Here is a 19,623-nt window from a genome sequence, read left to right on the forward strand (position 1 = left end):
GGAATCAGGAGGGGGCGGGATTGTCAGTCCCCATGATGCAACACTCAGCCGACTTCTTCCAGCGGGATCATCACCTGGAAGCTCGTTCCGGTCCCGGGCTGGCTGCGGCAGAGCAGCGTCGCGCCCCATTTCGCGAGGATCTCGCGCACGATGCTTAGCCCCACGCCGCGGTGCGTCCCGCCCTTTTCGCTTGGGCGCGGCGAAAGCGGATCGCGGGCGCGTTCGGGCGGAAGACCCGGTCCATTGTCCACGAAGCGGATCTCGAGGCAGTTGCGTCCGTCGACATTGACCAGCGGCAACACCGAGACGATCAGGCGCTGTCCTGGCTGGAGCGCCTCGGAGGCGTTGCGGAACAGGTTGAGCAGGACCTGCTTGAGCGCCGAAGGCGGGATGGCTGCGGGCGGCACGTCACGCGCGGCGCGCAGTTCGAGCTGGATGTCCCGGCTGCTGAACAGCGGCTCGCCGTATAGCGTGCGCATGTCGAGAAGCAGCTCGGGGACGCGGCAGGCGCGCGACTCCGGGCTCTGGGCGGGAAGGTCTGCGGAATTGCGCAGGAGGTTGTCGATCCGGTCGAGCTCGGCATTGAGCAGGCTGAGCTCGTCCTGCAGCGGTGTGTCGGCAGAGCGCTCTTGCGCCAGCATGCCGAGCCGGCTCTTGAGCACCGTGAGCGGATTGCTCGCTTCATGAGCCAGTTTGCGCATGTGGTCCCGGAAGCGCGCCTGCAGCGCGCTCTCGCGCTCGGTGATCTCGCGTGCATGGCGGTGGTGGCTGCGCAGCGCGCGTGCGGCGGCTCCGAGCAGCGCGACGTAGCGCCAGCGCATTTCGCTGTCGAGCGCCTGCCGGCCAAGCGTTGGCACCAGGGCCACCGAGGGGTCCTCCTCCGAGCCGAGCGGAAGCACCTGGAAGCCCGGGTGGCCCAGCCATCGGGCAATCTGCCAGTCGACGACGCTGCGCCCCGGGCTTTGTGTCTGCGTGGTGAATTCAGCCGGCTGCCCACTGCGGGCGGAAAGTGCGATGCAGCTCGCGGCGTCGTCCAGGCGCAGCCCGAGCTCGCCGATCAGGGCCTCGGGGCTGCCGTCGGGGGGTGTCAGAAGTGGGTGAAGGACGCCCCGGTCGTCACAGCCAAGGAGCACGGGGGCTACACGCAGGCCAAAAAGCGGGCAGGCGATGTTCAGACGCTCGCGGACTGTGGCAGCGTCCAGGTCTACGAAGGCCGCGGTGAGCAGGCCGAGCATGCCGGCGCTGCGGTATGGGTCATCGATCAGACGTGGCCGCGCCTGCGCAGCGGCGGGGCGGCCTGCGGTGGGAGGTGCGGGCGGATAGGCTGCATGGCCCGAAACGATGTAGCCCACGTCGGTGCGCAGGCTCATCACGCTCGCGGACTCCAGGCCGGTCAGGCGTGCAACCTGTGCGGCCTGATCCTGCCAGTCCTGGGCGACGAGGCGCTCGGCAGCGGCGATCAGGGCGATCAGGGGGTGTGCGGCGGCAATCTGTTCGTCGAGCAGTCCCCGCACTTCAAGAGCATCCGCGAGTGTGGGCGGCAGGCCGCAATCGTGAATCAGTGCGGGCAGGCTCGGGCGCTGGCCTGTACGCCACCGCTCGGATCCGGTCAGTCCGCGCCACAATCCGGCGAGGTAGGCCTCGTCCGTGCGCGGGTAGCCGGTTTCGATTGCCAGGTGCAGTGCGCATTCGGCGCGCAGCAGGGAATTGTCAGGCGTATCGTCGGCTTCTTCGCCCAGGTGCCCCAGTCCCAGCAGCCAGGCGCGCAGCAGATCGGCCCCGGTGCGCTCCAGCCGCTTCCGCAGCGCGCTGTTGAGCCCCTCCTGAAGCTCGCCCGCGCACAGTGGCTCGGCGAGCAGCAGCGCAAGGCACAAGGCCGGGTCCCGCGCGGCGACCAGTGCAATCTCGGGCCAGTTCGGCGCCTGCGCGGCCAGCAGGCGCAGGATGGTCGACGCACCATCCGGCAGCGGCTGCAGTTCGAAGGCGGAGAATTGGGTCAGCTGCATCGGGTGCACGGACAGTTGGATATCCGTCGCATTCTAGTGACCGACCACGCGCATTTCCGTGACGAAAGTGGCACTCGACACGAAGTGCCCGCGCCCGCCACCTGATCGCCCGCCACTGCGGGCGATCAGGCGTGCAGGCTGTCGGCGAAGGCCAGGGCCACGAGCTGCGCCCGGTTGATCTGCTCGGGGGACAGATGCAGGTCGTCGACCGCTGCGCTCAGGTTCTTCGCATCGAAGCTCTCGCAGGACTGGGCGAGGCGCAGGAAGGGCGCGAACTCCCCCCGGTCGTACAGCAACGCTTCACTGACGTTCGGTGGCAGGTTCATTTCGTCCAGCAAAGCTTGCATCGAGGTGCCGAGCAGGACGTGCAGCAGGGAGAAGGCGCCGGTGATGAACAGGTTGTCGCGCTCTCCCGCATCGAAGAAGCTCACGCCGATCTCTTCCATGAAGCGACCGCGCGCGATCGCGGTCTGCATCAGCGCGGGGGCACTTGGATCGCGGCTGGCCGTCACCAGCAGCAGCGACAGCCACTTGTTGAGCGCGTCGTAACCCAGGATGCTGACTGCGTGGCGGAAGGACTGGATCTCGCACATCAGGCCGAAGCCGGCGGAGTTGATGTAGCGCAGTAGCTTGTAGGACAGCGCCACGTCCTGTTTCAGCACTGCCTCGATGTCGCGGATTTCCGCGTTGTTGCGTACCAGGTTGAGTAGCCGCACGATCTGCGCATGGCCCGGGGTGAGGCTCTTTGCGGGTGGATTGCCATGGAGGAAGAACCAGCCGGAGGCACCGTCGTAACCGGCGCCGATCGCCTTGTGGAAGCCTTCGATATCGGGCAGGCCCCAGGCCAGGCTGAGTCCGGGCGAGCCGCCCGGATTGGGTGCGCGGCGCACGTCCATCAGAACGAAGCGCCAGTCGGCGCCGGCAGGCAGCGCCACGCCAGCCTGGAACCAGGTCAGGCACATGCCTACGCCGGTTTCCTGCAGGCGGGCCATCAGCGCCTGTGTTTGCGGGTGGGCGAGGGTCTGCGCGGGGATCTCGATTGCGGTGTTGTCGGGAATCGTCCAGTCCATCAACTCGGGTGTCGGCACCAGCCGGCCGAGGCTGAGGAAGACCGGGTGATGCGTCGGCCAGGCATCGCTGAGGGTGGCCAGCGTCTCGACGACCGCTGCGATGTTGGGACCATGAGCGATCAGGCGGTTGGCGGTAATGGCGCGGTTTTTGTTTACGACCGGCTCGCGTGTCAGCAGGGTGGTCTGGCTCATGGGGCGCTCCGGGCGTCAGTTCGTGGGCTGGGCAAACGTGAATGCGTCGGCGAAGAAGGCTTCTTCGGGCAAGCCGCGTTCCGCGCAGAGACTGCTGTGCGCCGCATCGACCATCACAGGCGCGCCGCAAGCATAGACCTCGTGGCCCGACAGGTCGGTGAAATCGTCCAGTACCGCCTGATGCACCAGGCCCTGGCGGCCGTCCCAGACTTCATCGGAGAGCACCGGCACGTAGCGCAGGCCCGGCAGGGCGGCTTCCCAACCGCGTGCGAGCGCATCCATGTACAGGCCGCCCCGGGTACGTGAGCCCCAGTAGAGCGTGATCGGGCGGGTGAGGCCAATGTGGATCGCGTGCTCGACGAGGCCCTTGATCGGGGCGAAGCCGGTCCCGCCCGCGATCATCACGATTGGCCGGTCGGAATCCTCGCGCAGCCAGAAGTTACCGTGCGGGCCTTCGAAGCGCAGGATCTCCTTCTCCTTCATGGATTCGAACACGTGCCCGGTGAAGCGGCCGCCTTCGATGCGACGGATGTGCAGCTCGAGATGGGCCGCATCGTGCGGTGCGTTCGCGATGGAGAAGCTGCGCCGCTGACCGTCTGCGAGCAGGATGTCGATGTATTGTCCGGCACGGAACTGGAACTGCTCACTCGCGGGCAGCTTCAGGTCCACGCGCATCACGTCGTCGGCCAGGCGCTCGAGCTTCTGTACCCGCGCAGGCATCTTCCTGACCGGGATGTCACCGGCGCGCGTGACGTTGCGCGCCTGGATGACCAGATCGGTGAGCGGTTTCGCGCAGCAGAACAGCGCGTGGCCTTCGGCGCGCTCGGCAGCGGTCAGCGCGCCCTCGGCGTGGAGGCCGTAGTCGACCCGGCCCTCGAGCACCTTGCCCTTGCAGGCGCCGCAGGCGCCATCGCGGCAACTGTGTGGCAGCATCAGCCCCGCGGCGAGCGCTGCGTCGAGCACGGTTTGGTCGTCGGTGGCGTCGAAGCTGTGATCGCCGGGGCGAAGTGAAATCCGGTGGGTCATGGTGCGTGAGATAATCAGCAAATGAAACGAATTCTTATCGTGGGCAGCGGCGATGTCGCGCAGCGTGCGCTCCCGTGGTTGACGCGGCGTTTTCGCGTGTACGCCCTGGTGCGCCAGCCCGAGGCCGCCGCGGCGCTGCGCACGGCCGGCGCGCTGCCGCTGATCGGCGACCTCGACGACCGTAGCAGCTTGCGTCGGCTCGCGGGTCTGGCTGATGCCATTCTGCATTTTGCTCCCCCGCCCGCGAGCGGCGAGGGAGACCCGCGGACGAAGCGTCTGCTGGCCGCACTCGGAGGTGGCAAAAGTCTACCACAGGGGGTGGTATACATAAGCACGACAGGGGTTTACGGAGACTGTGGCGGTGAGCAGGTCTCCGAGACGCGTCCGCTCCGTGCCACGACGGCGCGTGCGCGGCGCAGGGTCGATGCCGAAGCGCGCCTGCGCCGCTTCGGCCGCCGCTGCGGAGTGCGGGTCGCAATCCTGCGTGCCCCCGGGATCTACGCGGGTGACCGCCTGCCGCTCGAGCGCCTGCGTCGCGGCGATCCGGTGCTGGCTGCCGACGAGGACGTGCATACCAACCACATCCATGCCGAGGATCTCGCCCGCCTCGCCTGCATCGCGCTGCTGCGTGCGCCGGCCGGGCGGGTGTACAACGCCAGCGACGACTCCGGCCTCAGGATGGGGGCGTATTTCGATGCCGTGGCTGATGCATTCGGCCTGCCCCGGCCGGAGCGCCTGAGCCGGGACGCGATCGCTTCCCGCCTGTCGCCGCTTACGCTGTCGTTCATGAGCGAATCGCGCCGGCTGGACAATCGGCGCATCAAGCGCGAACTTCGCGTGCGCTTCGCCTATCCGACCATTGCCGACGGCCTGCGAGCCGCACTCGCCGGCCGCGTCGGCGCTTCGACCCATTCACAACCGGAGCCCTGAGCAGATGCTGACCCTGAAGGCCTTGCACATCATTTTCGTCGTGAGCTGGTTCGCCGGCCTGTTCTACCTGCCGCGGTTGTTCGTCAACCACGCCATGGCCGAGGATGCGGCCACCCGTGAGCGCCTTGCGCTGATGGAGATGAAGCTCTACCGGTTCATGACTCCGCTCGGCATTCTTGCGGTCGCGCTCGGGCTGTGGCTGTGGTTCGGCTACGGCTTCTCTGGCGGATGGCTGCATGTGAAGACGCTGCTGGTCGTGTTGCTGATCGCCTACCATCTGTATTGCGGCAGGCTGATGCGCGCCTTCGCCGAGGGGCGCAACCAGCGCAGCCATGTCTGGTATCGCGTGTTCAACGAGATTCCGGTGCTGGTGTTGTTCGTCGTCGTGTTCCTGGTTGTTCTCAAGCCGTTCTGAGCATGCGGGGCATGGGTGATCCGGGCAGCATCGCGCATGGCGGAGGGGGAGTAGGCGAGATGCCGGAGTCGAGACAGGGCAGGCAGGGCACCGAGGGCGGAACGACCGTGGACCTGGCCGAATACAGCTGGCAGGCACACTCGGTGCTTGTCGTCGATGACGAGGAGGGCATGCGCAACTTCCTCGAGCGTACGCTCGTGCGACGCTGCGGCATGGTGCAGTCGGCCGCGGATGCCGAGCATGCGGCGGCGCTGATGGCGCGGTTGCACTTCGACCTGCTCGTCCTCGACATCGCGCTGCCGGGCAAGTCGGGCATCGAATGGCTGCACGAGTTGCGCGAGCATGGCTATACCGGCGACGTGATCCTGGTCACCGCCTTCGCCGACATGGAGACGGCGATCGACGCCCTGCGCGGCGGGGCGTCGGACTTCATCCTCAAGCCCTTCCGCGTCGACCAGATCCTGAATTCCATCAAACGTTGCTTCGAGCGCGCGCGTCTGAGCCGCGAGAACTTCGTGCTGCGGCGCGAGCTGGCTGGCGCCCGCGGTGGGGATGATCCGCTCGGCCTCGTCGGGCACTCGCCGGCCATGGCTCAGCTGCGCGCGATGGTGCGCCGCGTCGGGCAGATGCCGAGCACTGTGCTGCTGCAGGGTGAATCCGGCACCGGCAAGGAAGTCGTGGCGCGCGCCCTGCACCAGAGCAGCCCGCGGGCGCAGCGCCCCTTCGTGCCGCTGAACTGCGCCGCGATCGCCTCCGAGCTGATCGAGAGCGAACTCTTCGGTCACGTCAAGGGCGCATTCACCGGCGCCACCGAGAGCCGCAACGGCCTGTTCTACTACGCCCATGGCGGTACGCTCTTCCTTGATGAGATCAGCGAACTCCCCCTCGCCATGCAGACCCGCCTGTTGCGCGTGCTGGAGGAGCGCCGGCTGCGGCCGGTGGGGTCAGAGCGCGAGGTGCCGGTCGATGTGCGCATCGTCGCCGCCTGTAACCGCGACCTCGCCGCAGAGGTGCAGGCCGGACGCTTCCGTCAGGACCTGTACTACCGGCTTGCGGTGGTGGATATCGTGCTGCCACCCTTGCGTGCACGCGCGGAAGACATCCCGGAGCTGGTCGTGCATTTCATGCAGCAGCTCTCCGGCCAGCTTGGCGTGGCGCCCTTGCCACTCACGCATGAGGTCGTGACCCGGCTCTGTGCCTACGCATGGCCCGGCAACGTGCGTGAATTGCGCAACCATGTCGAGCGTTCGATGATCCTGGGCTGTTTTCCGCCCGAGCCGCTGGGCGTACCCTGCCCACGCCAGGTGCCCGCGCCGGGTGAGCTGGCGCTGACCCTCGCCGAGATCGAGCGCCGCCACATCGAGCGCGTCACCGCGGATTGCGAGGGCAACAAGACCGAGGCGGCGCGCCGGCTGGGGGTGTCGCGCAAGACGCTGGAGCGCAAGTTCGCCGAGTGGGCAGCGGAGGAACCGCCGGCCGCCGTGCCGGCTGGCCGCCGGGCATGAGCGCTGCACGGACAATGCGCAACGTGTCGGGGGGCGGGGCGGATGGGTGGGTTTGAGCGCTTGCGCAGCTCGGTACGCGCCAAGCTGCTGTGCCTGGTGCTCGCCCCACTGATGCTCGGCTTTCCCATCGTCATGGGGCTGATCTGGTATTGGGGCGAGGCGTATTACCACCGCCTGATGGTGTCGCGCGTGGGCAGCGACCTCGCGACGGCGCATGGCTACTTCGAGCGCGTGATCGAAGGTGCCGGACGAGACGTGCAGGCGCTCGCGGCCTCGCAGGCACTCGCCCGGGCGCAGCGCGACCCAGCGGCGCTGCAGGCTCTCCTGGCGGCGAGCAAGGCGCGCCAGGGCCTGGACTTCCTGAACCTGCTCGACGCCTCCGGGCGGGTGCTGGTTTCGTCCTCCGGCCTGTCTTCCATGCCGGAGCGTGGGCAGTGGCCGATGGTGCAGCGGGCGATGCTTGGCGCAGGTGGCAGCGTGATCGAGCGGCTTGCGCCCGAGGCCCTCGCGGCGATCTCACCGCTGCTTGCCGAACGCGCGCGGCTTGCGCTGGTGTCGACCGAGCGTGCCCGTCCCGATCCGCGCGCGGCGGAAACGCGCGGGCTGATCGTGCATGCCGCAGCGCCGGTGCACGATGAAACGGGCGCCCTGGCCGGCGTGCTCGAAGGTGGGGTGCTGCTCAATGGCAATCTCGGCTTCATCGACACGCTCAACGCCATCGTCTATCGCGAAGGAACGCTTCCGCAAGGTAGCGAGGGTACAGCCACGCTGTTCGTGGATGATGTGCGCATCGCCACCAACGTGCGCCTGTTCGAGGGCGCGCGGGCGCTCGGTACGCGTGCTTCGGACGAAGTTCGCACTCATGTGCTCGACCGCGGCCAGACTTGGCTGGAGACCGCCTTCGTGGTGAACGACTGGTACGTGTCCGCCTACGAGCCGGTGCTCGACAGCCGCGGCGAGCGCGTGGGCATGCTCTATGTGGGCTTTCTCGAGGCCCCCTTCCGTGCCGCGAAGCAGATGGCACTGCTGATCGTCGTCGCGCTCTCGCTTGCGGTCTCGATCGTGGGCGCGCTGCTGACGCTGCGTTGGGCGCGCAGCATCTTCCGCCCGATCGAGCGCATGCACGCCACCATCGGTCGGATCGACGCGGGCGATGAGCGTGCGCGCGTGAGTGACGTCGCCAGCCGTGACGAGCTGGGGCGTCTGGCCACCGCTTTCGACCATCTGCTCGATGAGCAGGCCGCGCGCCGGGACGAGCTGCGGGCGCTGAACGCATCGCTCGACCGCAAGGTGGCCGAACGCACGGCGGATCTTGCTGCGGCCAACGAGGAACTGCGTGCCGCCCAGCGCCGCCTGGTGATGAGCGAGAAACTCGCTGCGATCGGCGAGCTCACCGCGGGCGTCGCGCACGAGATCAGCAACCCGACTGCGGTGATCCAGGGCAATCTCGACCTGCTGCGCGAGGAGCTCGGCCCGGCGGCGCAACCGGTGAGCAACGAGATCCGCCTGATCCACGAGCAGGTGGGCCGCATCCGGCTGATCGTGACCAAGCTGCTGCAGTTCGCGCGCCCGGGGGAGTTCGCCGGCTACGTGGAGGACGTGGACGTAAATGCCGCGCTCGCCGACTGCCTGTTGCTGACCCGCCAGCATCTGGCGCGCTCGGAGGTCAGGGTCGTACAGAACCTTGCGGCGACGGTCAACGTGCAGATCAACCTGCAGGAGCTGCAGCAGGTGCTGATCAACCTGATCGTCAATGCGGTGCAGGCCATGCCGGACGGCGGGACGCTGACCCTGTCCACGGCCGACCGCGATGCGGATGCCGATGCACGCGGCGCTCTCATCCGGGTGCGCGACACCGGCAGTGGTATCCGTGCCGAGGACATGGCGCGCATCTTCGACCCCTTCTTCACCACCAAGAAGCGCCAGGGCACCGGCCTGGGGCTCTCCATCAGCCACACCCTGGTGGAGCGCTACGGCGGCCGTATCGAGGTCGACAGCCGGCCCGGCGAGGGAACGTGCTTCACGGTGAGCTTGCTCGCCGAGCCGGAATATCGTATTGAAGCCGGCCTCGCCGACGCTCGTGTAAACACGGCGCACACGAAAACGGATGCAACATGAAAGTCATCGGCTTCGCCGGCTGGTCCGGCAGCGGCAAGACGACCCTGCTCGAGCAGGTCATCGGCGTGTTGAGCGCGCGCGGACTCGCGGTATCCCTGGTCAAGCACGCGCACCACAGCTTCGACATCGATCACGCGGGCAAGGACTCCTGGCGCCACCGTCAGGCCGGTTGCCGCGAGGTCATGGTCAGTTCCGGGCAGCGCTGGTCGCTGACGCGGGAACTTCGCGGCGCCCCCGAAGCGACGCTGGATGAGCTGCTCGCCCATCTGGGGCCGTGTGATCTCGTGCTGGTCGAGGGTTTCAAGCGCGCGCGGATCCCGAAGATCGAGGTGCGTCGTACGGTCATCGCGGCGCCTTTGCTGCACCTGAACGACCCGGACATCGTTGCGGTGGCGACCGACGCGCCGCTCGACACCGCGCTGCCTCAGCTCGACATCAACGATCCGCATGCGGTGGCGGATTTCATCGCCGCCCAGGTGTTCAGTCCAGTCCGATGACCTGGCCCAGCGGGGTGAGGTCGTAGCCTCCGAGCCGACCTGCCAGCGCGCGAGCAGCCGGGCCGCCGAAGGCGGAGAGCAGGTTCTGGAACAGGTGGCGGAACACCACCTCGCGCGGCAGCGCCAGATCGAAGGCCTCCCAGCCGAGGGGAAGGAAGCCCAGGCCGAACTCGGCCGCCGCGCCGCGGGTGCCGGGTGCGCAGTCGGCATCCTCGCGCGCGACCAGCGCTGCAGCTTCGCGCTCGGTGTGGGCGGTGGCGACCGCGCTGCAGTCCGCCACAGAAAACCCGCGACTGGCGAGCGCCGACTCGAGGAAGTGTGCAGAGCCGGCGCCGGTCTGGCGCATCGCCCAGCGGTAGTCGAAGGCGGCCAATGTGCCGATGCCGTCCACCGCCAGCCCGCGGCGCAGGATCACGCCTTGCTCCCGCAGCGCCAGGCGCACCAGCGCCCACTGGCGATGGGGGGCGAAGCGGCGTAGCAGCGTGGCGTGCTGCTGGGCACTGTGCTCCACCCCGCCCCAGTGCAGTGCGCAGGCGCTGGCGCGCCGGCGGGCCAGCAACTCGAGCCCGGGCAGGGTGCCGGTCGGGCTGTAGGCGATGAAGGCATCGCTGCCGAGCGCAGGTGCGAGCGCGGCCACGGTGGCCGAAAGCAGCGGGTCGTCGCTGCCGGTGATCAGCAGCCGGTCGGTGAGCGCGCCGCCGTGGGCCTGCTCGAGCAGCCACTCTTCCAGCATCGCGCGCGGGAACAGCCACTTGCCGCCCACCCGTGCTGCAGGGATCTCGCGACTGTTGGCCAGCGCGTAGAGCTTCTTCTCGTTCAGGTGCAGGAAAGCTGCGGCCTCACGCGCGGTGAGGCACGGGCTCTGCAGCGCCCCGGTGTCGGGCAGCGTAGGGGTGGAAAGCGGCGCCTTGCTCATCGCGGGGGGCGCATGCTCAGCTGCCCGGCGTGTGCAACGCGCCCGCTGCCGCCTCGAGTTCGGCGCGGGTGTTGATGTTGCGAAAGGCCGCTTCCTCGTCGTCGAAGGGCACCTCGACGATGTTCAGGCTGGCGTACCAGCGGTCGATCTTGCGCCCGCCAGAGGCGAGGAAGGCGCCGAGGTGCCCGGCGACGTCACGCCTGCACAGGCAGAACACAGGATGTGGCTGGTCGAAGGTCTTCGCCACCGCGAGCTGGGCGCCGGCGGCATGCAGGGCTGTGGCGAGGCGCTCGACCAGATCCACAGGCAGGAAGGGCGAGTCGCAGGGCGCCGTGACCACGAAGGGATGGTGTGCGCGCATCAGCGCCGCATGCAGCCCGGCGAGCGGGCCGGCGAAGCCGTCGATGTCGTCCCCGAACACGGGGTAGCCGAAGGCCTGCCAGGCGGCTGGGTTCTGATTGGCGTTGATGATCAGCTCGTCGACCTGGGGCGCCAGGCGCTCGAGCGCATGCGCAGCCATCGGCCGTCCGGCGAGCTCGACCAGGCCCTTGTCGACGCCGCCCATGCGGCTGCCCTGGCCGCCGGCGAGCAGCACGCCGGTAATGCGGCGGTCGGCGCGGGAGGGGTTGGAAGAATGGGAATGCGTGGCGTCGTTCATGGCTGGCAGTGTGTCGTGATCAGGTCTTCCCCTTCGCCCGTGCAGGCAAAGGGCCGCGAGGCCGGCTTCAGTTGCGCTCGAAACGGTCCTCGCCGGTGAACAGCAGGTAGTGCTTGCCCTGGGCGCGGCCGATCATGGTGAGGCCGATCCGGGTTGCGATCTGCCAGCCCATGTGCGTGAGGCCGGAGCGCGAGACCAGGAAGGGGATGCCCATCTGGGCGGTCTTGATCACCATCTCCGAGGTCAGGCGGCCGGTGGTGTAGAAGATCTTGTCGGCGCCGTCCAGGCCGTCCAGCCACATCTGGCCCGCGATCGCATCGACTGCATTGTGCCGGCCGACGTCCTCGAAGAACATCAGGATGCTGCAGCCCTCCGGCGTGGCCTGCGCGAGTGCGCAGCCATGCACTGCACCGGCCTGCTTGTAGATCGATTCGTGATGGCGCACCGCGTCCATCAGGGCGTACAGCGTAGACTGCTTGAGCTGGCGGTCGTGGGGCAGGCGGATCTGGTCGATCTCGTCCATCAGGCCGCCGAACACCGTGCCTTGGCCGCAACCCGTGGTGACGGTTCGGCTGCCGAGTCTGCGGTCGGCATCCTCCAGTCCGTTGTGCGTGGTCACCGCGACCGCCTCCACGTCCCAATCCACCTGTACAGCGGCGATCTCGTCCAGGCTGCGCACCAGGCGCTGGTTACGTAGCCAGCCAATGGTCAGCGCCTCGGGCGCTGCGCCCAGCGTCATCAGGGTGACGATCTCGCGTTTGTCGACATAGAGCGTCAGGGGGTGTTCGCCTGCGATCGGGGTCGGCACGATCGCGCCGAGCTCGTTGACGGCCGGGATCTCGATGGTCAGCGGACGGCTGGCCTGGCTCAGCTGCGGGCGGCGGGGAGGGGGCATCACTGCAACTCGGATAAGCGAACCCGCCCGATTGTAGCCGCAAGCCCGGTCTCCCATGGCCCTCCCGCGGCTGGGGTTTCCCACGGTCGCGCGCTGGCAGGCCGGCACGTATGCTGTAGACCACATAGGTTCGAACCGTACGGGACGGCACGATGAAAAAATTTCCGATTGCAGTGATCATGGAGCGTCGCCGCCTGAACAATCCCTGGGTCGACGCCGCCTGGGAGGCGGTCGGTGTGGTGCCCGCCTTCGACGATGCCGATCCCGCGCCCTCCAGGATCGTCGACGAGGCCGATCGTTGCCAGTGGCGCTTCGGCGCGCTCGCGCTGGAGCTGTTTCGGGACGAGGCGGAGAACTACTTCGCCAACATCACAGCGCCCATTCCCAAGGTCTTCATCCAGTGGCGCATGGAGGAAGACCTCGCGCGCCCGACCGCGGTGACTGTGAGCTACGGTGAGGCGGCGCGCTGGCTGGATTCGGGCGAACAGGTCGATGGGGTGGCGATGCCGCGCGAGATCGCTGACTGGGCAGGGGACTTCGTCAATACGCACTACAAGCCCGAGCCAAAGAAGAAGGTCAAGCGCAATGATCCGCTCGGGCTGGACCGGAGGCGAACGTGAGCGGCAGTTTCCTCTCGCGCTGGTCACGGCGCAAGCTCGCCGCGAGCTTGCAGCGCGCACCGGGCCCGGCCCCCGAACTCGAGGCTGCACCCGCATCTGTGACGGTGGAGAGCGATAGCGTCCTGTCCGGCACACAGGAGGTGCCCGCTGCGGCGCGGGCTGGGGGCGACGACGGCGCACACGCTGCCGCCGGTGCCGAGGCGCCCCTGCCGCCCGTGGAGAGCCTGTCACTGTCCTCTGACTTCAGCGTCTTCCTCAAGCAGGAGGTGGGCGAGGCCCTGCGCCGCAAGGCGCTGCACAAGCTTTTTTCCGATCCACACTTCAACCGTATGGACGGGCTGGACATCTACATCGACGACTATTCACAACCGGATCCAATCCCGTCCGAGGCGCTGGCCAAGCTGCGCCACGCGCGTGAATGGCTCATGGCGAACGAGGCCGAAAACGATGCGCCCTCGCCGGCTAGCGTGGCGCAAAGTCCTGGTGATTCGACCGCCCGCGGGGACGTGGCTGGACCTGCTGAGGAGCCTGCGAGGGCGGAAGGCCGCGCGGTGGAGGCGGGCGGGCGACAGGAGGGTGCAGAGGCGGGGAGCACAGAGAAGGGGGAACTGGATCAAACGGGGTTGCCGTCGCGACAAATCGCACCATGAGCGACAGATTGTCGCTTCTCGCCGGATGGCTTGGATCGGGTGCGGTATTTTTCGGTGCTTAGAGGTTTTGGCTCCGTTCGCCGCTGGCCTATGAACTGCTTTGCTTAGGTAATAGATGGAATTGAACATGCCCGACCGCCACGACACGACTGCCTGCGTTCATCTCTGCGACTGCAACCGAAGCTTCACGCTCGACCCCGGGCGGCTGGCCGACGCTGCGGCCGCCACCGTGCATTGCCATCGGGCCTTGTGCGGTAGCGAACTGCCGGAACTCGAAGCGTCGCTCGCCGGCGCCCGTACGGTGCACGTCGGCTGTACGCAGGAAGCCGCGCTGTTTGGCGAGCTTGCAGAGGAATCCGGCGCCGGCGAGCGCATCCGCTTTTTCAACTTGCGCGAAAACGCCGGCTGGTCGGCCGAATCCGCTGCTGCGACGCCCAAGCTCGCTGCGCTGATCGCCGCCGCGACCACGCTGGCCGATCCCGAGCCGGTGGCGGCGGTGCAGATGTCGGCCGGGCGCAGCCTGCTGATCATCGGCGAGGCGGGCGCGGCGCTGGGCTGGGCGGAGCGCCTGGCGGGCAGCTTCGAGCCGGCTGTGCTGATCACTGCGCGCACGAAGGATGCCGAGCTGCCGGCGGTCAACGCGTATCCGGTGTGGACGGGCAGGCCGGTGGCGCTCTCCGGTCATTTGGGCGCCTTCGCGCTGGAATGGTCGCAGGACAACCCGATCGACCTCGAGCTGTGCGTGCGCTGCAACGCCTGCGTGAAGGCCTGTCCCGAAGGTGCGATCGGCTGGGATCTGCAGGTCGACGCCGACGCCTGTCGCAGCCACCGCGCCTGCGTCGCCGCCTGTGGCGAGATCGGCGCGATCGACTTCGCGCGCGTCGACACCGCACGCCGCGAGCGCTTCGACCTCGTGCTCGACCTTTCGGTAGAGCCGCTGCTGCGCCGCGTCGAGCTGCCCGACGGCTACGCCGCCCCGGGACGCGCCCCCTTCGAGCAGGCGCTCGCGGTGCAGGCGCTGGGTGAGTTCGTGGGCGAGTTCGAGAAGCCGCGCTACGTGGCCTTCGAGGCCGGCCTGTGCGCCCACAGCCGGGCGAAGAAGACCGGCTGCACGAACTGCATCGAGGCCTGCTCCACCGAAGCGATCCGCAGCCAGGGCGACGTGATCGCGGTCGATCCCTGGCTGTGCAAGGGCTGCGGCACCTGCAGCACGGTGTGCCCCTCGGGCGCGCTGTCCTTCCAGTATCCGCGCGTGCCCGAGCTCGGCCAGCGCGTGAAGACCCTGCTCGCCGAATACGCCCGCGCCGGCGGCAGCGACGCCTGCCTGCTGTTCCACTCCGCCGAGGCCGGCACCGCGGCCATCGCGCGCCTGGCCCGCCGTGGCCGCGGCCTGCCGGCGCGGGTGATCCCGGTCGAGGTGTGGAGCGCGGACGCGGTCGGGCTGGACCTGATGCTCGGCAGCCTCGCGCTAGGCGCCTCCCAGGTGGCGGTGCTTGCCGCCGGCAGCCACGACGCCGCACCGCTGCAGGCGCAGGCCGGCCATGGCCAGAACATCCTCACCGCGCTCGGCTACGGAGGTGATCACCTGCGTGTGATTGCCGCGGATGCCGACGACTGGCAGACGCTCGAGACCGCACTGTACGGCTGGGCGCCGGCCACCGGCGTCGCCGAGCCCGCGCGTTTCCAGTTGCTATCCAGGAAGCGCGAGACGCTGGACTTCGCGTTGCGCCACCTGGTGGCGCATGCCCCTGCAGCACAAACGCCCGCCGGCCTGCCTGCGGCGATCGCCTTGAAGGCCGGCGCGCCCTTCGGCCAGGTGCTGGTGTCCGACGCCTGTACGTTGTGCATGTCCTGTACTGGCGCCTGTCCGGCGGGCGCGCTACGCGCCGCCAGCGACGCTTACCGTCTCGAACTCGTCGAGAAGAGTTGCCTGCAGTGCGGGCTGTGCGAGGCCTCCTGTCCGGAGTCCGCGATCACGCTTGAGCCGCGCCTGCTGCCGGGCGAGTACGGCGGAGAGGGCGCACGCAAGGTGCGCACCCTGCGCGAGGCAGACATCTTCCACTGCACCGCCTGCGGCAAGGCCATGGGCGCCGCGCCGCTGATCGAATCCATGATCGCCCGCCTGTCCGGACACTCGATGTTCGCCGGCGAGGCCGAGCGCGCCCGCCTGCGAATGTGCGCCGACTGCCGGGTGATCGACATGATGAAGACCGGATCGGCCGTGAAAGCCTGGGATCTCACTGAGTGAACGACTCCGAATGAACGACTCCGCGACCTCCACCATTGCCCTCCAGCCGCAGCCGACCTGGTCGGACGAGGACCGCGCGCGTGCCGAGCACTACGCGCTGATCGCCCGCCTGTTCCACGCCGCGCCCGACGACGCGCTGCTGGCCGCGCTGGCGCAGACCGGGCGCACGCTCGGCGGCGAGGCCGGCGAGCTGCCGCGCGCCTGGGCCGCCCTGGGATCCGCCGCTCAGGCGATGCCGCCGCAGGCGGTGGTCGACGAGTTCGACGCGCTTTTCGTTTCGGTCGGCAAGCCCGAGGTGATGAGCAACGGCTCCTGGTACCTCACCGGCTTCCTGCAGGAGGAACCGCTCGCCGAGCTGCGCGACGACCTCGCGGCGCTCGGCCTGGGGCGTCGGCCTGGCGTCACCGAGACCGAGGACCACATCGCCGCGCTCGCCGAGGTCATGCGCCACCTGGTGCTGACCGGGCCGGACGCGGCCGGCCTGGAACGCCAGCGGCGCTTCTTCGGCCGCCACCTCGCGCCCTGGTATGCGCAGTTCGCCGGTGCGCTGGCGGCGGCGCCGGGGGCGGATTTCTACGCGAAGGTCGGCGGCCTGCTGGCGGCCTTCATGGACATCGAGCGCGAGGCGTTCGACATGCTGGAGGCGGAAGCGCGCTGAGCGCGGCCGCCATGGAAACGAGGCCGGGCCGGCACGAGCCGCTCCGGCGCATAGAGGGGAGAGCGAGGATGAAGGACGAAAACACCAAGCTGTCGCGCCGCAACTTCCTGGCCGCGATCGGTGCCGGCGGTGCAGCGGGCGCCGCCGCGCTGGCGGCGACCGCCGCGCAAGCCACGCCGGTCACCGCCCAGGTGGTGGAGGACGCGCGCCGCGAAGCCGCCGACCAGGGCGTGAGCGAGCACATGCGCAATTACTACCGCACGACGCGGATCTGAGGAGGACGCGAGGATGTTGACCAAGAAATCCGCGACCGCCGCCACCGGCGCGCGTCGCCTGCGCGGCGCCGCCGCGCGCCAGCTCGGCCAGACCATGGACCGCCGCGCCTTCCTCAAGCGCTCGGGCCTGGGTGTGGGTGCGGGCGCGCTCGCCACCCAGCTGCCCTACAACTTCATCGGCGCCGCCGAGGCCGTCGCGCCCGCGGGCGTGTCGCGCGCCGAGGGCCAGGCCGAAGTGCGCCGCACCGTGTGCACTCACTGTTCGGTCGGCTGTGCCAGCGACGCCATCGTGCGCAACGGCGTGTGGGTGCACCAGGAGCCGGTATTCGACTCGCCGATCAACCTCGGCGCGCACTGCGCCAAGGGCGCGGCCCTGCGCGAGCACGGCCACGGCGAATACCGCCTGAAGTACCCGATGAAGCTGGTCGATGGCAAATACCAGAAGATCTCGTGGGAACAGGCGCTGAACGAGGTCGGCGACCGCCTGCTGAAGATCCGCGAGGAGTCCGGCCCCGACGCGGTGTACTTCATCGGCTCCTCCAAGCACAACAACGAGCAGTCCTACCTGCTGCGCAAGTTCGTCTCCTTCTGGGGCACCAACAACTGCGACCACCAGGCGCGCATCTGCCACTCCACCACCGTGGCGGGCGTGGCGAATACCTGGGGGTACGGCGCGATGACGAACTCCTACAACGACATGCAGAACGCCAAGGCGATGCTGTTCATCGGCTCGAACGCGGCCGAGGCGCACCCGGTGTCGCTGCTGCACATCCTGCACGCCAAGGAAAACGGCGCGAAGATGATCGTGGTCGATCCGCGCTTCACCCGCACCGCAGCCAAGGCCCACCAGTACATCCGCATCCGCTCGGGCACCGACGTGCCCTTCCTGTTCGGCCTGCTGTACCACATCTTCCAGAATGGCTGGGAAGACAAGCAGTACATCGACGACCGCGTCTTCGGCATGGACAAGATCCGCGAGGAGGTGCTCGCCAAATGGACGCCGGACAAGGTGGAGGAAGCCTGCGGCGTGCCCGAGGACCAGATGCTGCTGGCCGCGCGTACCATGGCCGAGAACCGACCCTCCACCATCGTCTGGTGCATGGGCCAGACCCAGCACTCGATCGGCAACGCGATGGTGCGCGCATCCTGCATCCTGCAGCTCGCGCTCGGCAACATCGGCAAGTCGGGTGGCGGCGCCAACATCTTCCGTGGCCACGACAACGTGCAGGGCGCGACCGACATCGGCCCCAACCCGGATTCGCTGCCCGGCTACTACGGCCTCGCGACCGGCTCGTGGAAGCACTGGTGCGGCGTGTGGGGCGTGGATTACGAGTGGGTCAAGGGCCGCTACGCCTCGCAGGAGATGATGGAGAAGTCCGGCATCACCGTGTCGCGCTGGATCGACGGCGTGCTCGAGAACAAGGAGCTCATCGACCAGCCCGCCGGCAACCTGCGCGCGGTGGTGTACTGGGGCCACGCGCCCAATTCGCAGACGCGCGGTGCCGAGATGGTCGAGGCGATGAAGGCGCTCGACACCCTGGTGGTGATCGACCCCTACCCGTCGGCCACCGCGGCGATGGCAGCGATGGTGCGAAAGGAGGGCGTTTATCTGCTGCCCGCCTGCACGCAGTTCGAGACCACCGGCTCGGCCACCGCGTCGAACCGCTCGATCCAGTGGCGCGAGAAGGTCATCGAGCCGCTCTTCGAGTCCAAGCCCGACCACACCATCATGTACGCCTTCGCCAAGAAGTTCGGCTGGGCCGACGAGTTCGTCAAGAACATCAAGCTCGAGAAGGACGCCCAGGGCTGGGACGAGCCGAGCATGGAGGACACGCTGCGCGAGATCAACCGCGGCACCTGGACCATCGGCTACACCGGTCAGTCGCCCGAGCGCCTCAAGCTGCACATGAAGAACATGCACACCTTCGACGTGAAGACGCTGAAGGCGGTGGGCGGCCCCTGCGACGGCGAATACTTCGGGCTGCCGTGGCCGTGCTTCGGCACCCCCGAGATGAAGCATCCGGGTACGCCCAACCTCTACGACACCTCCAAGCACGTCATGGAGGGCGGCGGCAACTTCCGCGCCAACTTCGGCGTCGAGAAGGACGGCGTGTCGCTGCTCGCAGGCGAGGGTTCGGCCTCCAAGGGCGCCGACCTGCAGATGGGCTATCCCGAGTTCGACCACGTGCTGCTCAAGAAGCTGGGCTGGTGGGACGAGCTCACCGATGCCGAGAAGGCCGCGGCCGAGGGCAAGAACTGGAAGACCGACGTCTCCGGCGGCATCCAGCGCGTGGTGATGAAGAACCATGGCTGCCACCCCTTCGGCAACGCGAAGGCGCGCGCGGTGGTGTGGAACTTCCCCGACCCCGTCCCGCAGCACCGAGAGCCGATCTACTCGCCGCGCCCGGACCTGGTCGCCAAGTACCCGACCCACGACGACAAGATGAAGTTCTGGCGCCTGCCCACCCTGTACAAGTCGATGCAGGAGAAGGTGAAGGACATCTCCAAGGACTACCCGCTGGTGATGACCTCCGGCCGCCTGGTCGAGTACGAGGGCGGTGGCGAGGAAACACGCTCCAACCCCTGGCTGGCCGAACTGCAGCAGGAGATGTTCGCCGAGGTGAACCCGAAGGACGCCAACGACGCGGGCTTCCGCAATGGCGAGTACATCTGGGTCGAATCCCCGACCAAGGCTCGCCTCAAGGTGCGCGCCCAGGTCACCCAGCGCGTGGCGCCGGGCACGGTCTTCCTGCCCTTCCACTTCTCCGGCTGGTGGCAGGGCAAGGACATGCTCGAGTGGTACCCGGAAGGCGCGGCGCCGGTCGTGCGTGGCGAGGCGGTCAACACCGCCACCACCTACGGCTACGACTCGGTGACGATGATGCAGGAAACCAAGACCACCCTGTGCCGCGTGAGCAAGGCGTAAGGACGAGGAGAGAACACG

17 protein-coding genes are annotated in these 19,623 nt (G+C 68.3%); 11 read left to right on the forward strand and 6 right to left on the reverse strand.

Features of this window, described 5'->3' with window-relative positions; all coding sequences use genetic code 11:
- Positions 1–44 precede the first annotated feature (44 nt).
- The 3 genes from ACNKW1_RS10745 to ACNKW1_RS10755 form a co-directional block, all read right to left on the reverse strand.
- A complete protein-coding gene (locus ACNKW1_RS10745; protein ID WP_418364573.1) occupies positions 45–2,006 on the reverse strand; it encodes an ATP-binding protein in 1,962 nt (653 codons plus the stop codon).
- A gap of 125 nt (positions 2,007–2,131) precedes the next feature.
- Positions 2,132–3,268 carry an EAL and HDOD domain-containing protein gene (locus ACNKW1_RS10750; RefSeq protein WP_418364574.1) on the reverse strand — a complete coding sequence of 379 codons (1,137 nt, stop codon included), beginning with the start codon at positions 3,266–3,268 and terminating at the stop codon, positions 2,132–2,134.
- 15 nt (positions 3,269–3,283) lie between these two features.
- A complete protein-coding gene (locus tag ACNKW1_RS10755; RefSeq protein WP_418364575.1) occupies positions 3,284–4,294 on the reverse strand; it encodes a CDP-6-deoxy-delta-3,4-glucoseen reductase in 1,011 nt (336 codons plus the stop codon).
- Between the two features lie 21 nt (positions 4,295–4,315).
- Here ACNKW1_RS10755 and ACNKW1_RS10760 point away from each other — a divergent pair, with 21 nt between their 5' ends.
- The 5 genes from ACNKW1_RS10760 to mobB are packed head-to-tail and all read left to right on the forward strand — an operon-like array spanning position 4,316 to position 9,759.
- Complete coding sequence (locus ACNKW1_RS10760; protein WP_418364576.1) at positions 4,316–5,224, forward strand: NAD-dependent epimerase/dehydratase family protein; 909 nt, start codon at positions 4,316–4,318, stop codon at positions 5,222–5,224.
- 4 nt (positions 5,225–5,228) lie between these two features.
- Positions 5,229–5,639 (forward strand): CopD family protein, encoded by a 411-nt coding sequence (locus ACNKW1_RS10765; RefSeq protein ID WP_418364577.1) that lies wholly within the window; start codon positions 5,229–5,231, stop codon positions 5,637–5,639.
- A gap of 59 nt (positions 5,640–5,698) precedes the next feature.
- On the forward strand, positions 5,699–7,144 hold the full coding sequence (locus tag ACNKW1_RS10770; RefSeq protein ID WP_418364578.1) for a sigma-54-dependent transcriptional regulator: 1,446 nt from the start codon (positions 5,699–5,701) through the stop codon (positions 7,142–7,144).
- Between the two features lie 42 nt (positions 7,145–7,186).
- The gene (locus ACNKW1_RS10775; protein WP_418364579.1) at positions 7,187–9,262 is read left to right on the forward strand and encodes a sensor histidine kinase; all 2,076 of its coding nucleotides are present in this window, start codon (positions 7,187–7,189) and stop codon (positions 9,260–9,262) included.
- Complete coding sequence (gene mobB / locus ACNKW1_RS10780; protein ID WP_418364580.1) at positions 9,259–9,759, forward strand: molybdopterin-guanine dinucleotide biosynthesis protein B; 501 nt, start codon at positions 9,259–9,261, stop codon at positions 9,757–9,759. The genes ACNKW1_RS10775 and mobB overlap by 4 nt, the downstream gene beginning before the upstream one ends.
- Here the strand turns inward: mobB and ACNKW1_RS10785 are convergent.
- The 3 genes from ACNKW1_RS10785 to ACNKW1_RS10795 all read right to left on the reverse strand — a co-directional run bounded on the left by ACNKW1_RS10785 (position 9,743) and on the right by ACNKW1_RS10795 (position 12,228).
- Positions 9,743–10,675, reverse strand: a complete 933-nt coding sequence (locus tag ACNKW1_RS10785; protein WP_418364581.1) for a substrate-binding domain-containing protein — start codon at positions 10,673–10,675, stop codon at positions 9,743–9,745. The two genes, mobB and ACNKW1_RS10785, sit on opposite strands and share 17 nt — an antisense overlap.
- A 16-nt stretch (positions 10,676–10,691) precedes the next feature.
- Positions 10,692–11,333 carry a molybdenum cofactor guanylyltransferase MobA gene (gene mobA, locus ACNKW1_RS10790; RefSeq protein WP_418364582.1) on the reverse strand — a complete coding sequence of 214 codons (642 nt, stop codon included), beginning with the start codon at positions 11,331–11,333 and terminating at the stop codon, positions 10,692–10,694.
- Between the two features lie 67 nt (positions 11,334–11,400).
- The gene (locus tag ACNKW1_RS10795) at positions 11,401–12,228 is read right to left on the reverse strand and encodes a formate dehydrogenase accessory sulfurtransferase FdhD (RefSeq protein WP_418364583.1); all 828 of its coding nucleotides are present in this window, start codon (positions 12,226–12,228) and stop codon (positions 11,401–11,403) included.
- A gap of 152 nt (positions 12,229–12,380) precedes the next feature.
- Here ACNKW1_RS10795 and ACNKW1_RS10800 point away from each other — a divergent pair, with 152 nt between their 5' ends.
- From ACNKW1_RS10800 to ACNKW1_RS10825, 6 genes are all read left to right on the forward strand, one after another.
- A complete protein-coding gene (locus tag ACNKW1_RS10800; protein ID WP_418364584.1) occupies positions 12,381–12,848 on the forward strand; it encodes a DUF3305 domain-containing protein in 468 nt (155 codons plus the stop codon).
- Positions 12,845–13,498 (forward strand): DUF3306 domain-containing protein, encoded by a 654-nt coding sequence (locus ACNKW1_RS10805; RefSeq protein WP_418364585.1) that lies wholly within the window; start codon positions 12,845–12,847, stop codon positions 13,496–13,498. The genes ACNKW1_RS10800 and ACNKW1_RS10805 overlap by 4 nt, the downstream gene beginning before the upstream one ends.
- 127 nt (positions 13,499–13,625) lie before the next feature.
- Complete coding sequence (locus ACNKW1_RS10810; RefSeq protein WP_418364586.1) at positions 13,626–15,746, forward strand: 4Fe-4S binding protein; 2,121 nt, start codon at positions 13,626–13,628, stop codon at positions 15,744–15,746.
- Positions 15,747–15,756: 10 nt separating this feature from the next.
- Positions 15,757–16,404, forward strand: coding sequence for a TorD/DmsD family molecular chaperone (locus ACNKW1_RS10815; protein WP_418364587.1), 648 nt, complete (start codon positions 15,757–15,759; stop codon positions 16,402–16,404).
- A gap of 68 nt (positions 16,405–16,472) precedes the next feature.
- Positions 16,473–16,679 carry a twin-arginine translocation signal domain-containing protein gene (locus ACNKW1_RS10820; RefSeq protein WP_324525247.1) on the forward strand — a complete coding sequence of 69 codons (207 nt, stop codon included), beginning with the start codon at positions 16,473–16,475 and terminating at the stop codon, positions 16,677–16,679.
- 13 nt (positions 16,680–16,692) lie between these two features.
- Complete coding sequence (locus ACNKW1_RS10825; protein ID WP_418364588.1) at positions 16,693–19,605, forward strand: formate dehydrogenase subunit alpha; 2,913 nt, start codon at positions 16,693–16,695, stop codon at positions 19,603–19,605.
- Positions 19,606–19,623: the final 18 nt, after the last annotated feature.

This window comes from Thauera sp. WH-2 (assembly GCF_048321015.1).
Lineage (GTDB): Bacteria > Pseudomonadota > Gammaproteobacteria > Burkholderiales > Rhodocyclaceae > Thauera.